This is a genomic window from Streptomyces sp. NPDC020299, from assembly GCF_044387825.1.
GTDB lineage: Bacteria > Actinomycetota > Actinomycetes > Streptomycetales > Streptomycetaceae > Streptomyces.
In genome coordinates this window covers 263,066-279,882 of sequence record NZ_JBIRWL010000006.1, presented here as the reverse complement: position 1 = coordinate 279,882, position 16,817 = coordinate 263,066, and the positions used below count along the sequence as shown (strand labels likewise).

Annotated in this window: 16 protein-coding genes; 9 read left to right on the top strand and 7 right to left on the bottom strand. The window is 71.6% G+C overall.

Annotated features, from left to right (window positions below):
* Positions 1-158 precede the first annotated feature (158 nt).
* Positions 159-830 (top strand): lysophospholipid acyltransferase family protein, encoded by a 672-nt coding sequence (locus ACH45E_RS18065; RefSeq protein WP_361441477.1) that lies wholly within the window; start codon positions 159-161, stop codon positions 828-830.
* Between the two features lie 112 nt (positions 831-942).
* On the opposite strand, the gene ACH45E_RS18060 is transcribed toward ACH45E_RS18065, so the two are convergent.
* The 5 genes from ACH45E_RS18060 to ACH45E_RS18040 all read right to left on the bottom strand — a co-directional run bounded on the left by ACH45E_RS18060 (position 943) and on the right by ACH45E_RS18040 (position 6,925).
* Positions 943-2,469: an MFS transporter gene (locus tag ACH45E_RS18060; protein WP_361440960.1), complete on the bottom strand. Its 1,527-nt coding sequence runs from the start codon at positions 2,467-2,469 to the stop codon at positions 943-945.
* Positions 2,466-3,017 (bottom strand): helix-turn-helix domain-containing protein, encoded by a 552-nt coding sequence (locus ACH45E_RS18055; protein WP_361440957.1) that lies wholly within the window; start codon positions 3,015-3,017, stop codon positions 2,466-2,468. The genes ACH45E_RS18060 and ACH45E_RS18055 overlap by 4 nt, the downstream gene beginning before the upstream one ends.
* A 104-nt stretch (positions 3,018-3,121) precedes the next feature.
* Positions 3,122-4,093 (bottom strand): aldo/keto reductase, encoded by a 972-nt coding sequence (locus ACH45E_RS18050; protein ID WP_361440954.1) that lies wholly within the window; start codon positions 4,091-4,093, stop codon positions 3,122-3,124.
* 112 nt (positions 4,094-4,205) lie between these two features.
* Entirely contained in the window at positions 4,206-5,633 is a 1,428-nt protein-coding gene (gene argH / locus ACH45E_RS18045) for an argininosuccinate lyase (protein WP_361440951.1), read from the bottom strand.
* Between the two features lie 98 nt (positions 5,634-5,731).
* On the bottom strand, positions 5,732-6,925 hold the full coding sequence (locus tag ACH45E_RS18040; protein ID WP_361440948.1) for an argininosuccinate synthase: 1,194 nt from the start codon (positions 6,923-6,925) through the stop codon (positions 5,732-5,734).
* Positions 6,926-7,117: 192 nt separating this feature from the next.
* Here ACH45E_RS18040 and ACH45E_RS18035 point away from each other — a divergent pair, with 192 nt between their 5' ends.
* From ACH45E_RS18035 to ACH45E_RS18025, 3 genes are all read left to right on the top strand, one after another.
* Positions 7,118-8,044, top strand: coding sequence for a hypothetical protein (locus ACH45E_RS18035; RefSeq protein WP_361440945.1), 927 nt, complete (start codon positions 7,118-7,120; stop codon positions 8,042-8,044).
* A gap of 118 nt (positions 8,045-8,162) precedes the next feature.
* Complete coding sequence (locus tag ACH45E_RS18030) at positions 8,163-8,750, top strand: pyridoxamine 5'-phosphate oxidase family protein (RefSeq protein WP_361440942.1); 588 nt, start codon at positions 8,163-8,165, stop codon at positions 8,748-8,750.
* Between the two features lie 3 nt (positions 8,751-8,753).
* Positions 8,754-9,452: a L,D-transpeptidase family protein gene (locus tag ACH45E_RS18025; protein ID WP_361440939.1), complete on the top strand. Its 699-nt coding sequence runs from the start codon at positions 8,754-8,756 to the stop codon at positions 9,450-9,452.
* Here the strand turns inward: ACH45E_RS18025 and ACH45E_RS18020 are convergent.
* Complete coding sequence (locus tag ACH45E_RS18020) at positions 9,439-10,917, bottom strand: HAMP domain-containing sensor histidine kinase (protein ID WP_361440936.1); 1,479 nt, start codon at positions 10,915-10,917, stop codon at positions 9,439-9,441. The genes ACH45E_RS18025 and ACH45E_RS18020 overlap by 14 nt on opposite strands.
* The gene (locus tag ACH45E_RS18015) at positions 10,914-11,654 is read right to left on the bottom strand and encodes a response regulator transcription factor (protein ID WP_361440933.1); all 741 of its coding nucleotides are present in this window, start codon (positions 11,652-11,654) and stop codon (positions 10,914-10,916) included. The genes ACH45E_RS18020 and ACH45E_RS18015 overlap by 4 nt, the downstream gene beginning before the upstream one ends.
* A 150-nt stretch (positions 11,655-11,804) precedes the next feature.
* On the opposite strand from ACH45E_RS18015, the gene ACH45E_RS18010 reads away from it, so the two are divergent.
* The 5 genes from ACH45E_RS18010 (at position 11,805) to ACH45E_RS17990 (ending at position 16,745) form a co-directional block, all read left to right on the top strand.
* A complete protein-coding gene (locus ACH45E_RS18010) occupies positions 11,805-13,157 on the top strand; it encodes a ferredoxin reductase family protein (protein ID WP_361440930.1) in 1,353 nt (450 codons plus the stop codon).
* A 21-nt stretch (positions 13,158-13,178) separates the two neighbouring features.
* Positions 13,179-13,676: an FMN-binding protein gene (locus ACH45E_RS18005; protein WP_361440927.1), complete on the top strand. Its 498-nt coding sequence runs from the start codon at positions 13,179-13,181 to the stop codon at positions 13,674-13,676.
* Between the two features lie 61 nt (positions 13,677-13,737).
* Positions 13,738-15,120: a ferredoxin reductase family protein gene (locus ACH45E_RS18000; RefSeq protein WP_361440924.1), complete on the top strand. Its 1,383-nt coding sequence runs from the start codon at positions 13,738-13,740 to the stop codon at positions 15,118-15,120.
* Between the two features lie 49 nt (positions 15,121-15,169).
* Positions 15,170-15,949 (top strand): FMN-binding protein, encoded by a 780-nt coding sequence (locus ACH45E_RS17995; protein WP_361440921.1) that lies wholly within the window; start codon positions 15,170-15,172, stop codon positions 15,947-15,949.
* A complete protein-coding gene (locus ACH45E_RS17990) occupies positions 15,942-16,745 on the top strand; it encodes an FAD:protein FMN transferase (protein ID WP_361440918.1) in 804 nt (267 codons plus the stop codon). Before ACH45E_RS17995 ends, ACH45E_RS17990 begins: the two co-directional genes overlap by 8 nt.
* Positions 16,746-16,817: the final 72 nt, after the last annotated feature.

Below are 16,817 nucleotides of genomic sequence, written 5' to 3'. Positions count from 1 at the left end.
TACGGCCAGTCGTCGGTACGGTGCCGCAGGTAAACCCGCGTCAACAGTGCGTAAGACATCGGTGAACCGGACGTCCCCGATGTGCGCTTCGCAGCACGTCGCGAGTATCGTCCTCACCTGCACATACACATACCGGCCCCTTGACATCGGAGGACCCGTTGTCCCGCTTCGCGCTCATCAAGGCAGTGCTCGGACCGATCATGCGCCTGATGTTCCGCCCACGGGTGGAGGGCGTGGAGCACATCCCGGGCGACGGCCCGGTCATCCTGGCCGGCAACCACCTCACGTTCATCGACTCGATGATCCTCCCCCTGGTGTGCGACCGTCAGGTCTTCTTCATCGGCAAGGACGAGTACGTCACCGGCAAGAGCCTCAAGGGCCGGCTGATGGCGTGGTTCTTCACCGGCGTCGGCATGATCCCCGTCGACCGTGACGGCGGGCGCGGTGGCGTGGCCGCGCTGATGACCGGGCGGCGGGTGCTGGAGGAGGGGAAGATCTTCGGGATCTACCCCGAGGGCACACGGTCGCCTGACGGCCGTCTGTACCGGGGGCGTACCGGTATCGCGCGGCTGACGCTGATGACCGGGGCGCCGGTGGTTCCCTTCGCGATGATCGGCACGGACAAGTTGCAGCCGGGGGGGCGGGGTATTCCGCGGCCCGGCCGCGTGACGGTTCGCTTCGGCGAGGCGATGGAGTTCTCGCGGTACGAGGGGATGGACCGGGACCGGTATGTGCTTCGGGCCGTGACCGACTCGGTGATGGCCGAGGTCATGCGGCTTTCCGGGCAGGAGTACGTGGACATGTATGCGACCAAGGCCAAGGCCGCCTGACGCCTCCGGCGGTTCGGCAGTACGTCAAGTACAGGTGTGTGGGGGCTGGTCGCGCCCACGCGGCGGAGCCGCATATCGACACAGCCCCGCGCCCCTTTGGGGCGCGCTTCACTCAGCCCGTGCTGTCCAGCTTCTGTCCCTTCAGCAGGAACCACGCCCCCACCGCTGTCGCCAGCAGGACCGCCGCGCCCGCGCCCGCGGCCAGGTGCAGGCCGTGGACGAAGGAGTCGCGGGCCGCGTCGAGGAGGGCCGCCGCCGGGTGCGGGGGCATGCTCGTCGACGCCTCCACCGCCGCGCCCAGTGACTCGTGTGCCCCCTCGGGGGTGCCGGGCGGGCCGGTGAAGTCGCGGTACGCGGCCGTCATGATCGAGCCGAGCAGGGCGATGCCGAGGGCGGCGCCGAGTTCGTAGGCCGTTTCGGAGACCGCGGAGGCGGCGCCCGCCTGTTCCTTGGGTACGCCGGCGAGGATGACGTCGGCGGTGACGGTGAAGGAGAATCCCGCGCCGACGCCGACGACCAGGAGCGCGGCGCCGATTACCGGGTAGCCGGTCGACTGGCCCAGCGTCGTCAGCGCGGCCAGGGCGAGACCCATGGCCGCGAGGCCGCCGGAGACCACGGACCGGACCGAGAAGCGCCGGGCCGCGCGGCCCGCGACCAGGCCCGCCGCCACCGCGCCGACGGCGGCGGGCAGTTCCGCGAGCCCCGCCTCGAACGGGTGCCTGCCCTGCACGAGTTGCAGGTACTGGGAGAGGAAGAACACCAGTCCGGACAGGCCGAGGATGGTGAGCAGGTCTGCCAGGACCGCGCCGCTGAGGCCCCGGTTGCGGAAGAGGCGCACGTCCAGCAGCGGGACCGGGAGCGTGAACTGGCGGCGTACGAACCCGTACAGGGCCGCCGCGCCCAGCAGGCCCGCGCCGAGCGTGGCACTTGTGAACCCGTGGGTGGCGGCCTCCTTGACCGCGTACACCAGGGCGATCATGCCGACCAGGGACAGGACCACGCTGATCAGGTCCCAGGGGCCGGGGTCGGGGTTGCGGGACTCGGGCAGCGTCCGGATGCCGACCAGGACCAGGACCGCCATCACGGGCAGGTTGATCAGGAAGACCGAGCCCCACCAGAAGTGCTCCAGCAGGAAACCGCCCACGATGGGGCCGACCGCCGTGCCGGCGGAGGCGGTGGCGCCCCAGATGCCGACGGCGAGGCTCCGCTCGCGCGGGTCGTGGAAGAGATTGCGGATCAGGGCCAGCGTGGCGGGCATCAGGGTGGCACCGGCCACGCCGAGCAGCGCCCGCGCCAGGATCATCAGCTCGGGCGTCGTGGCGTAGGCGTTGAGGACGGATATCGCGCCGAACACGGTCGCGCCGCCGAGCAGGATGCGCTTCCGGCCGATGCGGTCGCCGAGGCTGCCCATGGAGACCAGCAGACCGGCGATGACGAAGGAGTAGACGTCGCCGATCCACAGCAGCTGGGTGCCGGTCGGCTGGAGGTCCTCGCTGATGTACGGGGTGGCGAGGCCGAGGACCGTCGCGTCCACGGCCACGAGCAGCACGGCGAGCACGAGGACACAGAGCGCGAGCCAGCGGTCCGGGCGCTTCTCCGCCTCCCGCGTCGCTGCCACCGGCCGCAGGGTGCTGGTCATGATTCCTCTCTCCGTAGCGCACCGCCGAGCAGCAGCTCGACGATCATGTGGTGGAAGTCCTTGGGGGCGCCCTTGCCGCTCTGTACGACCCAGACGCCGGAGGCCAGCAGGCCGTAGAGCGCCTCGGTCAGCCAGGCGGGGGTGAGGTCGATGCGGAACTCGCCGCTGAGCTGGCCGCGCCGGAACAGGGCGGAGACGCGGTCGTCGAGCCGGGACCAGCCCTCGTTCTGCTCCTCGCCCTCGAAGAGCTGGTTCTCGGAGTAGAGGAAGGCGATCAGTCCGGCGGCCGGTTCGATCTCCTTCACGAACCTGCGCAGGGCGTCCTGGGCCGGCCCCTCGTCGAGCCGTGCACCGTCCAGCGCGGCGTCGCACTCCTCGATGCCGAGCGCCTCCAGCGCCCGGACGAGCGCGTCGCGCCCGGCGAAGTGGCGGTGCAGGGTGGCACGGCTGATCCCGGCGGCCTTGGCGACCTCGTCCATGGTCGCGGTGGATCTACGGGTCAGCAGCGCGGCGGCGCTGCGCAGCACATGGGCACGGTCGACAGCCATGAGACGAGAATAGCCCATGTGAGACATTGATGTCTCACACGAGGCGTATGCGCCTCACGTCGGCCGCTCGTAGCCACTGGTCAGGCAGGGGGTTCGGTCTTCGGTCAGTGCCAGGGCAGCTGTCCGCGCCGCTCCCAGTACGACCCCGACTCCTCGACGAGGGCGGTGAGACGGGTGAGCTGGGCCTCGTCGAGGTCCACGGCGGCGGCGTGCAGGTTGGAGGCGAGCTGGTTCAGGGTGGCCGCGCCGGAGAGGACCACCCCGGCCCACGGCCGGCGGAGGATCAGCGCCAGGGCGACCGCGTCGCAGCCCAGGCCGGTCTCCGCGGCCACGGCCCTCAGTTCCTCGGGTGCGTGCGGCTCGGCGAGCCGGCCGTTGGCCATGCCCTCCTTGACGATCACGGTGAGCCCGGCCTCGTGCGCCTCGGCCAGGGCGGGGTCGGCGGAGGTCTCCAGCGCGTTGTACGTCGACTGGACCGTACGGAAGAGGGGCTCGCCGTCGACGGTCACGGCGAGGGCGGCGCGGATGGCGTCGGCCTGGGCCGGGCCGCTGGTGGAGAAGCCGACGGTGAGTCCCTGCGCGGCGGCCTCGGCCAGCCTGGCGTGCAGTTCCTTGTCGGTGAGGGCGGGGCTGTCCGGGGTCACCGAGTGGATCTGGTAGAGGTCGAGCCGGTCGCCGAGCAGCTCGGCGCTCTCGGCTCGCTGCCGCTCGTAGGTGGCGAGGCCGTGGTCCTTGACCTCGTGCCGTTCGGCGTCGGTGGACCAGCCCGCGGTGTAGGTGTAGCCCCATTTGCTGCCGACGACGACGTCGGCGACGTCCGGCCGGGCACTCAGCCAGCCGGCGAGGAACTCCTCGGAACGGCCGTAGGAGCGGGCCACGTCGAAGTACCGGACGCCCTGGGCGTAGGCGGCGTCCAGGAGCTCGTGGGTGCGCTCGCGCAGGGCCTCGACGGTCCGGTCCGCGGGGAGGTCCCGCTCGCGGCCGAGGTTGATGTAGCCGGGCCGGCCGACGGCGGCGAGGCCCAGGCCGATGTGGCAGGTGGGAGTCGTGGCCGAGGCCAGTCGTGCGAAGGGCATCGCGGGCTCCGTTCGGTCGGCTCCATCCGGCTCCGGACCAACCTAACCCGCGACGCCCCGGGTATGCGTGACGGCCTGCTGCTTCTTGGCTCCTACTGTTTCTCTGCGCCCGCTACTTCTTGGCGTCCGCCCACGCGTGCTGCGCCGCCACGTCCGCCTTGACCTCGGCCAGCTGGACGGCGACCGCGCTGGGTGCCGTACCACCGCGGCCGTTGCGGGAGGCGAGGGCGCCGGGGACGTTGAGGACCGAGCGGACCTCGGGGGTGAGGTGAGAGCTGATCTTGGCGAACTGCTCGTCCGTCAGCTCGTCCAGCTCCTTGCCCTCGGCCTCGGCCACCTTCACGCACTCGCCGGCCACCTCGTGCGCGACGCGGAACGGCACGCCCTGCTTGACCAGCCATTCCGCGATGTCGGTGGCGAGCGAGAAGCCGGCCGGGGCCAGCTCCTCCATGCGCTCGCGGTTGACGGTGAGGGTGGCGATCATGCCGGTGAACGCGGGAAGCAGCACCTCCAGCTGGTCGCAGGAGTCGAAGACCGGCTCCTTGTCCTCCTGGAGGTCGCGGTTGTAGGCGAGGGGCAGGGCCTTGAGGGTGGCCAGGAGTCCGGTGAGGTTGCCGATGAGACGGCCGCTCTTGCCGCGCGCCAGCTCCGCGATGTCCGGGTTCTTCTTCTGCGGCATGATCGACGAGCCCGTGGAGAACGCGTCGTGCAGGGTCACGAAGGAGAACTCCTTCGTGTTCCAGATGATGATCTCCTCGGAGACACGGGACAGGTTGACCCCGATCATCGCCGTGATGAAGGCGAACTCGGCGACGAAGTCCCGGGAGGCCGTGCCGTCGATGGAGTTGCCGGCGCTGCCGTGCTCGAAGCCGAGGTCCCTGGCGACCGCCTCCGGGTCCAGGCCGAGGCTGCTGCCCGCCAGGGCGCCGGAGCCGTACGGCGACACCGCCGTCCGCTCGTCCCACTGGCGCAGCCGCTCGGCGTCCCGGGACGCGGACTGCACATGGGCCAGGACGTGGTGGGCGAAGAGCACCGGCTGGGCGTGCTGGAGGTGGGTGCGGCCGGGCATCGCCACGTCCGGGTGTGCCTCGGCGAGGCCGATCAGGGCGTCCTGGAGGTCGGCGATCAGGCCGCCGATGACGCGGGCGTGGTCGCGCAGGTACATCCGGAAGAGGGTCGCCACCTGGTCGTTCCGGGAACGGCCCGCGCGGAGCTTGCCGCCGAGGTCGGGGCCGAGGCGCTCCAGCAGGCCGCGCTCCAGGGCGGTGTGGACGTCCTCGTCGGCGATGGTGCCCGTGAAGTCGCCCGACGCCACGTCCGCCTCGAGCCGGTCGAGCCCGGCGAGCATCCGGGTCAGCTCGTCCTCGGTGAGCAGCCCCGCCTTGTGCAGCACGCGCGCGTGGGCGCGGGAACCGGCGATGTCGTAGGGCGCGAGCCGCCAGTCGAAGTGGACGGACGCGGACAGCTTCGCCAGGGCCTCGGCGGGGCCGTCGGCGAAACGGCCGCCCCAGAGCCGTACGTCACCGCTGTTGCTGCTCACTTGGGTTGCTCCTCGGAGGTGTGGATGTGCCACCGCCTCCCCACGACGTGCATGGGGAGGCGGTTGTCAGGCTAGTGCGTGCGAGGTGACCGATGGCGTTACGCGAGGTCGCGCTTGGCGGCGATCTTCGACGACAGGCTGTAGATGTCGATGAAGCCCTTGGCCGCGGCCTGGTCGAAGGTGTCGCCGGTGTCGTAGGTGGCGAGGTTGAAGTCGTACAGGGACGACTCGGAGCGCCGGCCGGTGACGACCGCGCGGCCGCCGTGCAGGGTCAGCCGGATGTCGCCGGAGACGTGCTGGTTGGCCTCGTTGATGAAGCCGTCGAGGGCGCGCTTGAGCGGGGAGAACCACTGGCCGTCGTAGACCAGTTCGCCCCAGCGCTGCTCGACCTGCCGCTTGTAGCGGGCGAGTTCGCGCTCGACGGTGACGTTCTCCAGCTCCTGGTGGGCGGTGATCAGGGCGATCGCGCCGGGAGCCTCGTACACCTCGCGGGACTTGATGCCGACGAGGCGGTCCTCGACCATGTCGATCCGGCCGATGCCCTGGGCGCCGGCCCGCTCGTTGAGCTGCTGGATGGCCTGGAGGACGGTGACGGGTTTGCCGTCGATGGCGACCGGGACGCCCTCCTTGAAGGTGATGACCACCTCGTCGGCCTCGCGCGGGGTGGCGGGGTTGGAGGTGTACTCGTAGATGTCCTCGATCGGGGCGTTCCAGATGTCCTCCAGGAAGCCCGTCTCGACCGCGCGCCCGAAGACGTTCTGGTCGATGGAGTAGGGGGACTTCTTGGTGGTGGCGATCGGGAGCTGCTTGTCCTCGCAGAAGGCGATCGCCTTGTCCCGGGTCATCGCGTAGTCGCGGACCGGGGCGATGCACTTGAGGTCGGGGGCGAGGGCGACGATGCCGGCCTCGAAGCGGACCTGGTCGTTGCCCTTGCCGGTGCAGCCGTGGGCGACCGTGGTGGCGCCGTGCTTCTTGGCGGCGGCGACGAGGTGCTTGACGATCGTCGGCCGGGAGAGGGCGGAGACCAGCGGGTAGCGGTCCATGTAGAGGGCGTTGGCCTTGATCGCCGGGAGGCAGTACTCGTCGGCGAACTCGTCCTTGGCGTCGGCGACCTCGGCCTCGACCGCACCGCAGGCGAGAGCGCGCTTGCGGATGACGTCCAGGTCCTCGCCGCCCTGGCCGACGTCGACCGCAACGGCGATGACCTCGGCGCCCGTCTCCTCGGCGATCCAGCCGATGGCGACGGAGGTGTCCAGACCGCCTGAGTAGGCGAGTACGACGCGCTCGGTCACGGGTTTCTCCTCACAGTGCATTCGCTGACATGCATGAGTATGCAGCACTCTGCATGATTCGTCAATCTCGGAAGATTCTGTGGGCGCGTTGAACAGACGAAACCGCTTTCCCGTACTCAACTCCGAACGCTGGCGCCGCGTTTGAAACCCCGCGTTGGTTACACCCACCTCTGACCCAAGTGAGGCATCCGCATGTCCAGGGCCCTTCCGAAGTACAACAAGCGTCGCGTGGCGATCATCGGCGGCGCTGCCGCCGTGGTGCTGTCCGGCGCGGTGATCGCCACCACCGCGCTCGCCGGGACGCCCGACAAGAGCAACGACGCCACGAACGCGCGCACCCTCGCCAGCGCCGGCACCATCACCTGCCCCGACGTGAAGTCGCAGCTCCCGGCGATCCCGGCCTCCGCGCAGGCCGAGGTGGACCGCAACCTCACCCTGCTCCAGACGCAGATCGACGAGGCCAACAAGCGACTGCAGGACACCGTCGGCCAGGGCGGCCCCAACTTCGTGCAGAACGCGATCCTCGGCCCGCTGGCCGACAAGCGGAAGTCCACGGTCGACCGCATCGCCACCGCGATCGGCCGCACCGCCGCCAAGCCGGCCGGCCTCGACTCCCTCGCCACCTGCACCCTGAACGGGGGCGGCACCAACGCGACCGGCAACAACGCGGCCGGTAACAACGCGAACGGTAACAACGCGAACGGCGAAAACGCGGCCGGCAACGACGCGAACGGTTCCGGTGCGGGCGCCGCGACCGGCGAGGCCTCGGCCGCGGCCACCCAGCAGGCGGGCGGCGAGACCGGCAACGCCGGCGCCGGCGGCGCAGCGGGCACCATCACCTGCCCCGACGTGAAGTCGCAGCTCCCGGCGATCCCGGCCTCCGCGCAGGCCGAGGTGGACCGCAACCTCACCCTGCTCCAGACGCAGATCGACGAGGCCAACAAGCGACTGCAGGACACCGTCGGCCAGGGCGGCCCCAACTTCGTGCAGAACGCGATCCTCGGCCCGCTGGCCGACAAGCGGAAGTCCACCGTCGACCGCATCGCCACCGCGATCGGCCGCACCGCCGCCAAGCCGGCCGGTCTCGACTCCCTGGCTGCCTGCACGCTCAACAAGTGACGTGACAGGCAGCCGTGGCCGCCCCGAGTGAGCGCCGGCCGGGGCGGCCGCGGTCGAGCCGCGACCGAACGGCGAATTCCTTAGACAGCCGAAAGGAATTCGCCGATAATCGTCAACCATGGGAAAGACCTATGAGGGCATAGACGGCAGGCTCCGTACGTTCATCGAAGAACAACCCCTCTTCTTCACCGCGACCGCTCCGCTCTCCGGCGACGGCACGGTCAACCTCTCCCCCAAGGGCCTCAAGGGCTCCTTCGCGGTGCTCGACGACCACACCGTGGCGTATCTCGACTTCGCCGGGTCCAACGCGGAGACCATCGCCCATCTGCGGGAGAACGGGCGGATCACCCTGATGTGGTGCGCCTTCCAGGGCCCGCCGAACATCGTGCGGGTGCACGGCCGGGGCGAGCCGGTCTTCCGCGACGATCCCCGCTTCCGGGAACTGCTCACCCGCTTCCCGGACATCGACCCGGGCCGGCACGGGCTGCGCGCGATCATCGTCGTGCACGCCGAGCTCGTCCGGGACACCTGCGGGTACGCGGTGCCCTTCATGGCCTACGAGACGGACCGCGACCTGCACGGAAAGCGCTTCGCCCGCGAGGACGACGCCTCGCTCAGCGAGTACTTCAGCAAGAAGGACCACGTCGCCAGCAGCCTGGACGGCCTACCCGGGCTGCCGTTGCCGCTGCCGCCCTCTAGCGTCTGAGCCATGCGCCCCGGTGTCATCGCCCTCGCGTCCCTGTCCCTCCTGCTGCTCGGTGCCGCGCCCCGCGGTGACCCGGAGCCGCTGCCCGCCCGGATGGCGGACACCGGTGGCGGCACCCAGCTGATCACGGCTCAGGCGCCGGACGCCGGCTCCACGACGGGCACGCTTCTCTGGTGGGATCTGCGGGACGGGCGGTGGGAGCAGACGGGTTCCGCACCGGCGCGCTTCGGCGCGCGCGGACTCGTCGAGGGAGCCACCCGGACCCAGGGCACGAACACGACGCCCACCGGGCTCTACGACCTGCCGTTCGCCTTCGGCACCACGGCGGCGCCGGACGGGACGAGGATGCCCTACCGTCCGGTCCACACGGACTCCTGGTGGTGCCAGGACAACGACTCCGGCTCCTACAACCGCTGGACCGAGCCCCTGCCCGCCGACTGCCGGGCCACCGAGTCCGAGCACCTCGTCGACTACGGGACGCAGTACGCGCACGCGCTCGTCATCGGCTTCAACTACGAGCATCCCGAGCGGGGCCGCGGCGCCGGCATCTTCCTGCACGTCAACGGGGCCGGGGCGACGGCCGGTTGTGTGTCGGTGCCTCAGGACGCCATGCGGCGGATCCTGCAGTGGGTGGATCCCGCGCGCGGGCCGCACCTCGCCACGGGCACGGAGAGCGGGGAACTGGCCCTCACCCGGTACTGACGTCACCCAGCGGCAACCGCACCGTGAACGTCGTGCTGCCCGGCCGGCTCTCCAGCCCCACGGTGCCCCCGTGCGCCTCCACCACCGCCGCCACGATCGCCAGACCCAGCCCCGCTCCGCCGCCGGAGGCATCCGTGCGGCGGCGGTGTTCGGCCCGGGTGAAGCGTTCGAAGACGCCGGGTTGTACCTCCTCGGGGACACCGGGGCCGTCGTCGTGGACCTCCAGGCGGGCCCCCGTGCCGTCGGTCTCCAGGGACACCGACACCTTGGTGCCGGCGGGAGTGTGCAGCCGGGCGTTGGCCAGCAGGTTGGCCAGCACCTGGTGGAGGCGGTGGGCGTCACCGGTCACGGTCACCGGGTCCTCGGGGAGCTCCATGGTCCAGCGGTGGCCCGGGCCGGCCGCGCGGGCGTCGGTGACGGCGTCGAGGACGAGGTGGGTGAGGTCGACGGGACGGCGCTCCAGCGGGCGGCCGGCGTCCAGGCGGGCGAGCAGGAGCAGGTCGTCGACCATCTCGCCCATGCGGGAGGACTCGGCGGCGATGCGCACCAGGGCCCGCTCGACCTCCGCCGGCACCGGCCCGGGGTGCAGCAGGGCGAGTTCCGCGTGGCCGCGTACCGAGGCGACCGGGGTGCGCAGCTCGTGGCTGGCGTCGGCCGCGAAACTGCGTAGCCGCTCCTCGCTGGCGTGCCGTTTGGTCAGGGCGTCCTCGACGTGGCCCAGCATCCGGTCGAAGGCCGCCGCCACCCGGCCCACCTCGCTGCGCGGGTCGGACTCGGGGGCGCGCGGCGGCAGGGTGACCTCGCCGCTGGCGAGCGGGAGTTCGCTGACCCGGGTGGCGGTCGCCGCGACCCGGCTCAGCGGCCTGAGCGACCAGCGCACCCAGAGCGCGCCGATCACGCCGGTGGCGGCCAGGGCGAGCCCGAAGACGATCCCGGCGACCAGTTCCAGGCGGTGCACGGCGGCCTGCACGGGTTCCAGGGGCAGCCCGGTGATCAGGACGTCGCCGTCGATGCCCTGGATCGCGTGGACCCGGTAGTCGTCCAGCGGCGCGAGTTCGACGCTGTGGGCTCTGCCGTCGGTGCCGACCGCAGCGAGTTGCTTCCTGTCCCTGTCGGTCAGCCTGCCGATCACGTTCTCGATGCCGCCGGGGCGGACGACGGCCGCGTTGGTGACTCTCCCGTCCACCAGACGCGCGCCGAAGGTGCCCGTCGCCTGCCTGCGGTCGTCGCCGTGCTCGTCCCCGTCGTGATCGTCCGGCAGCTTGCCACCGTGCTCCAGGCTCTGCGGGAACCGGGTACCGACCTGTTCGAGCTGCTGGTCGAGGCGCTGGGTCAGGAAGCCGTTCAGCTCCACCACCGCGGCGAGCCCGACCGCCGCGCAGCTGACCGCCAGCAGCACCACCAGGCCGACGGTGAGCCGGGCCCGCAGGGTGCGGGGCCGGGGCAGGCGGCGCGGGTACCTCACTTGATCACCGGCTTGAGCACATAGCCCGCCCCGCGCACCGTGTGGATCATGGGCTCGCGGCCCGCGTCCACCTTCTTGCGCAGGTAGGAGATGTACAGCTCGACGACATGGGCCCGGCCGCCGAAGTCGTACGACCACACCCGGTCGAGGATCTGCGCCTTGCTGAGCACCCGGCGGGGGTTGCGCATGAGGAAGCGCAGCAGCTCGAACTCGGTCGGGGACAGCTCGATCAGCTCTCCGCCCCGGGTCACCTCGTGGGACTCCTCGTCCATGACCAGGTCGCCCACGATCAGCCGCGGTCCCTCGTCCAGCTGCCGGGCCATGCCGGCCCGGCGCAGCAGGCCGCGCACCCGGGCGACGACCTCCTCCAGGCTGAACGGCTTGGTGACGTAGTCGTCGCCGCCCGCCGTGATGCCCGCGATACGGTCCTCCACCGCGTCCCGGGCGGTGAGGAAGAGCACGCAGACGTCGGGCTTCACCCCGTGCAGGCTGCGCAGCACGGCGAAGCCGTCGGTGTCGGGGAGCATCACGTCGAGGACGACGGCGTCGGGCAGCAGCTCGCGCGCCGCGGCGAGCGCCGAAGCGCCGTCGCCGGCCGCGCGTACCTCCCAGCCCTCGTAGCGCAGGGCGCCGGTGAGCACCTCGGCGAGGTCGGGGTCGTCGTCGACGACGAGGACGCGCAGCGGGGTGCCGTCGGGTCGGGTGAAGGCCGGGCGGCCGGAGCGGGTCGTGTTCATCGCCCTTCCAGGATCACCCCTGCCCGGGGTGCCCGACGTCCGCCGAAGCTCTGAGTTTCCTCTGAGTGGGCTGGGAACGGGCCCGCTCAGAGCTGGCTCAGAGGTCCGCCGCGCACAGTTGCGTACCGAACGGCAGAAAGGACCCGCCTCATGACCACCGTGTACGAGCGGCGGACGGCACCGCCCGTGCTGCCCGCCCCCCGCAGCTCCCCCGCGGGCCCGCTGCTCGCCCTGCTCTGGGCGGGGGCGGCGGCCGTGCTGGTCCTGTGGTGGACGGACACCGGCTCGGTGGTCGGCACCGAGGGCTGGCTGACCGGGGCCGGGCGGATCGCCGGGCTGCTGTGCGGGTACTCCTGCGCGGTACTGGTCGGGCTGATGGCCCGGGTGCCGCTGCTGGAGCGGCGGATCGGCTCGGACCGGGTGGCCCGCTGGCACGCGATGGCGGGCCGGTACACGGTCTGCCTGCTCGTCGCGCACGTCGTGCTGATCCTGACCGGGTACGCCGCCCAGGACCGCGCCTCGATCGTGCACGAGACGCTCACCGTGATCCTGGACTATCCGGACATGCTGATGGCGACGGCCGGCACGGTGATCCTTTTCGCGGTCGGCATCACCTCCGCGCGGGCCGTGCGCCGCCGGACCAGTTACGAGTTCTGGTACTACGTGCACCTGCTCACGTACGCCGCCGTCTTCCTGGCCTTCTTCCACCAGCTGTCGCTGGGGAACGACTTCAACGGCAAGCCGGTGTCCACGGCCGCCTGGTACGCCCTGTACCTGGGCGTGGCCGCGCTGGTGCTCTGGTACCGGATCCTCGCGCCGGTGCGGCTCAACCTGCGGCACCGGCTGCAGGTGGAGTCGGTGCACAAGGAGGCGCCGGGCGTGTACTCGGTCGTCGTGCGCGGGCGGCGGCTGGACGAGCTGGGCGCGCGGCCCGGGCAGTTCTTCCGTTGGCGGTTCCTCGGCGAGGGCATGGGCTGGGCGTCGACGCCGTACTCGCTGTCCGCGCCGCCCCGCCCGGACTTGATGCGGATCACGGTGAAGGCGCTGGGCGACCACAGCGCGGCCGTCCCCCTGCTGCGGCCGGGTACCCGGGTGTGGGCGGAGGGCCCGTACGGCTCCCTGACCGCGGACCGGGCCACCACCCACCGGTCGCTGCTGATCGCGGGCGGCGTCGGCATCACCCCGCTGCGGGCGCTGTTCGAGACGCTGCCCGGTGACGTCACCCTCCTGTACCGGGCCCGTACGGCCGAGGACCTCGCCCTGGGCGGCGAGCTGGAGCGCATCGCGGACTGGCGCGGGGCGAAGGTGCTGTACGCGCTCAACGGGCCGCGGGGCGAGCGCCCGAGGTTCACGGCCGCGGCGCTGGCCGCCACCGTCCCCGGTCTCGCCGAGCACGACGTGTACATCTGCGGGCCGCACGGCTTCGCCCAGGAGCTGTACCGGGAGCTGCGCGCCGCCGGGGTGCCGGACCGCCGCATCCACCACGAGTCGTTCGAGCTGTGAGGCAGTAGAGAGGCAGTAGAAGTGCACGCGTTGAAGAAGAACCGCCCCCTGCGCCGCATCGTGCTGGCCAGTGCCGCCACCGTCTCCGGGATGGTGCTGCTGCTGTCGCTGAAGCCGCACGACAGCCCCGGCCTCACCGTGAGCGCGTCGTCCCCGGCGCCGTCGAGCAGCACGACCGCGGCCCCCGGCGGGTCCGGTGGATCGGGCGGCTCCGGCGGGTCCGGTGGATCGGGCTCCACCGGCACCAAGTCCGCCACGGGCGACACGGTCCAGACCCGTTGGGGCCCCGTCCAGGTGCGGATCACGGTGAAGGGCGGCAAGCTCACCGAGGTGACCGCGGTCACCTATCCGACGGAGAACCCGCGCGACCAGGAGATCAACAGCTACGCCATCCCCCAACTGCGGCGCGAGGCGCTGGCCGCGCAGAGCGCCGACATCGACACCGTCTCGGGAGCCACGTACACGAGTGAGGGTTACCGCCAGTCACTCCAGTCCGCACTGGACTCGGCCGGTTTCTGAACACTCCCGCGTCACGGCACGTATCTGTGGGCGCCAAGGGTCAAGTCCCCACGGAGGAACCGTGACCACCACGATCGCAGGCGGACGCGCCGCCCGCCGCCAGACGATGCGCCGCATCCGTCCGCGCCGCTCCCCGGCCGTCCCGCTGTTGCTCGCCGTCTGGGCGGGCGCGGCGGGCGTGCTGTGGCTGTGGTGGCACAACACGCCGTCCATCGCCGACGACAACAGCAAGATCCTCAACGCCGGCCGGATCACCGGTCTGCTCGCCGGATACCTGATGGCCCTGGTCGTGCTCCAGATGGCCCGGGTGCCCGCGCTGGAGCGCCGGGTCGGTTCCGACCGGGTGGCCCGCTGGCACGCGATGAGCGGCCGCTACACGCTCTGCCTGGTCTTCGCCCACGTCTTCCTGATCATGTGGGGCTACGCACTCCAGGCGGGCAAGTCGCTCGGCGACATCGTCCAGCAGACCATCGACTCCATCAACCAGCTCCCGGACATGGGCAAGGCCGCCATCGGCACGGGCCTGTTCGTGGTCATCGGGCTGACCTCGATCGGCCCGGTCCGCCGCAGGCTGCCGTACGACGCCTGGTACCACGTGCACGTGTTCACGTACGGGGCGGTGTTCCTGACGTTCTGGCACCAGATCACGACGGGCAACGACTTCGCGATCGAACCGACCGCGAAGACCTTCTGGTACGGCCTGTACGGCACGGTCACCGCGCTGGTGATCTGGTACCGGATCCTCGTCCCGATCCGGCTGAACCTGCGTCACCGCATGCGCGTGCAGGCGGTCATCGAGGAGACGCCGGGCATCGTGTCGGTGCTGATCAGCGGGCGGAAGCTGCACCGGATGGGCGCCGAGGCCGGGCACTTCTTCCGGTGGCGGTTCCTGGCGCCGGGCATGCGGTTCAGCTCCCACCCGTACTCGCTGTCCGCGCCGCCCCGCCCGGACATGCTGCGGATCACCGTGAAGGCGATCGGCGACCACACCGCCCGGCTGCGCGAGCTGACGCCCGGCACCCGGGTGTGGGCCGAGGGTCCGTACGGCGCGATGACCGCCCAGCGCCGCAGCCGCGGCAAGGTGCTGCTGGTCGCGGGCGGGGTCGGCATCACGCCGATGCGCACGCTGTTCGAGACGCTGCCGGGCGGCGCCGGGGACATCACGCTCCTCTACCGGGCCAACACCACCCAGGACCTCGCCCTGTGGGACGAGCTGGCCGCCATCGCCAAGGAACGCGGCGCCCGGCTGATGTACGCGGTCAACAGCCCCGAGGGCGAGCGGCCGGACATCTCCGCGGAGAACCTCCAGCGGAAGATCCCGGACGTCGAGAACCACGACGTCTTCATGTGCGGCCCGCCCGGGTTCGCGCAGGGAGTGTACGAAGCACTGCGCGGCGCGGGGGTTCCCGCCCGCCGCATCCATCACGAGTCGTTCGAGATGTGAGCGACGGGAATCGTCGGGAAACCCACGGGAAATCAGGAGCTCAGGAACGATGAGGAAGAGCCACCCCATTCGGCGCGTCGTGCTCGCCACCGCCGCCACCGTGTCCGGCGTCGTGCTGCTGCTGGCGTTGAAGCCGGCCTCGGATCCAACCTCCGCGCAGGCGGCCGGCGCGGCCCCGCAGCAGACCGCGGCGGGACAGGAGTCCCCGCAGGGCGGGGCGGCGGCCGCCGGGACGGGCGCCGTCACCGGTGACGTGGTGCAGACCCAGTACGGCCCGGTCCAGGTGCGCCTCACCGTCGCGAACGGCAAGGTGACCAAGGCGGAGGCGGTGCAGGCGCCCAAGGGCGGCACCAGCGACCAGAAGACCGCGCTGTCCGTGCCGAAGCTCAACCAGGAGGCGGTGGCGGCCGGGACCGCGAACATCGACTCCGTGTCCGGGGCGACGTACACCAGCACCGGGTACAAGAAGTCGCTCCAGTCCGCGCTGGACAAGGTGAAGGCGTCCTCCTCGCAGAGTGGCGGCGGGTCGTCGTCCTCCGGTGGTGCGGCCCAGGCGAGCCGTGTGCTCACCGGCAAGGTCGCCCAGACCCAGTACGGGCCGGTGCAGGTCCGGATCACCGTCGCGAACGGCAAGGTGACCAAGGCGGAGGCGGTGCAGGCGCCCAAGGGCGGCACCAGCGACCAGAAGACCGCGCTGTCCGTGCCGAAGCTCAACCAGGAGGCGGTGGCGGCCGGGACCGCGAACATCGACTCCGTGTCCGGGGCGACGTACACCAGCACCGGCTACAAACAGTCCCTCCAGTCCGCGCTGGACCAGGCCGGTGGCTGACACGGTGGCGGAGTCACCGGAAGCTCCCGCCGCGGTGCGTCACGCGGAGGAGGTCATGGGGACGGTCTTCTCCTTCGACGTCCGCGGCGGGGAACCGCATGCCGTGCGCGCGGCCCTCGACGAGGCGGTCGCCGGGCTGCACCGGGTCGACGAGGTGTTCAGCACCTACCGCGAGGACAGCCAGGTGTCACGGCTGGCGCGGGGCGAGGTGACCGTGGCCGGCTGCGATGCCGAGGTCGCCGAGGTGCTCGAACTGGGCGCCGTGGCGGAGCGGGAGAGCGGCGGCTGGTTCAGCATGACGTACGGGGGCCGGCTGGACCCGACCGGGATCGTCAAGGGCTGGGCCGCGGAGCGCTGCGCGCGGCGGATCGCGGAGGCGGCCGGAGTGACCGGCGTCAGCGTCAACGGCGGCGGGGACGTCCAGATGCTCGGCGCGCCCGAGCCGCACCGGCCCTGGCGGGTCGGGGTGTCGGACCCGCTGCGGCCCGGGGGGCTGGCGGCCGTGATCTCCTCCACCGGGGTGGAGGAGCTGGCCGTGGCCACGTCCGGTACGGCGGAGCGGGGCGCGCACATCGTGGACCCGCGGACCGGGAAGTCGGCGGTCACGGACCTGGTCGCGGTGACCGTGGTCGGCCCCCGGCTGACCTGGGCCGACTCCTGGGCCACCGCCGCGTTCGCGATGGGGTCGCGGGAGGGGCTGGCCTGGCTGGAATCCCTGCCGGGTGTGGAGGCTTTACTGATCACCGCGGGGGATGAAGTGCGGTGTACCGGGGGCCTGGCAGCGCGTTTGGGCTGAGCGGGGTTCCCAGCCGGCCGGGGTTCCTGCTCGGGCGGGGGCTTCACTTGCCCGCGTTGGCGGGGAGCCGCT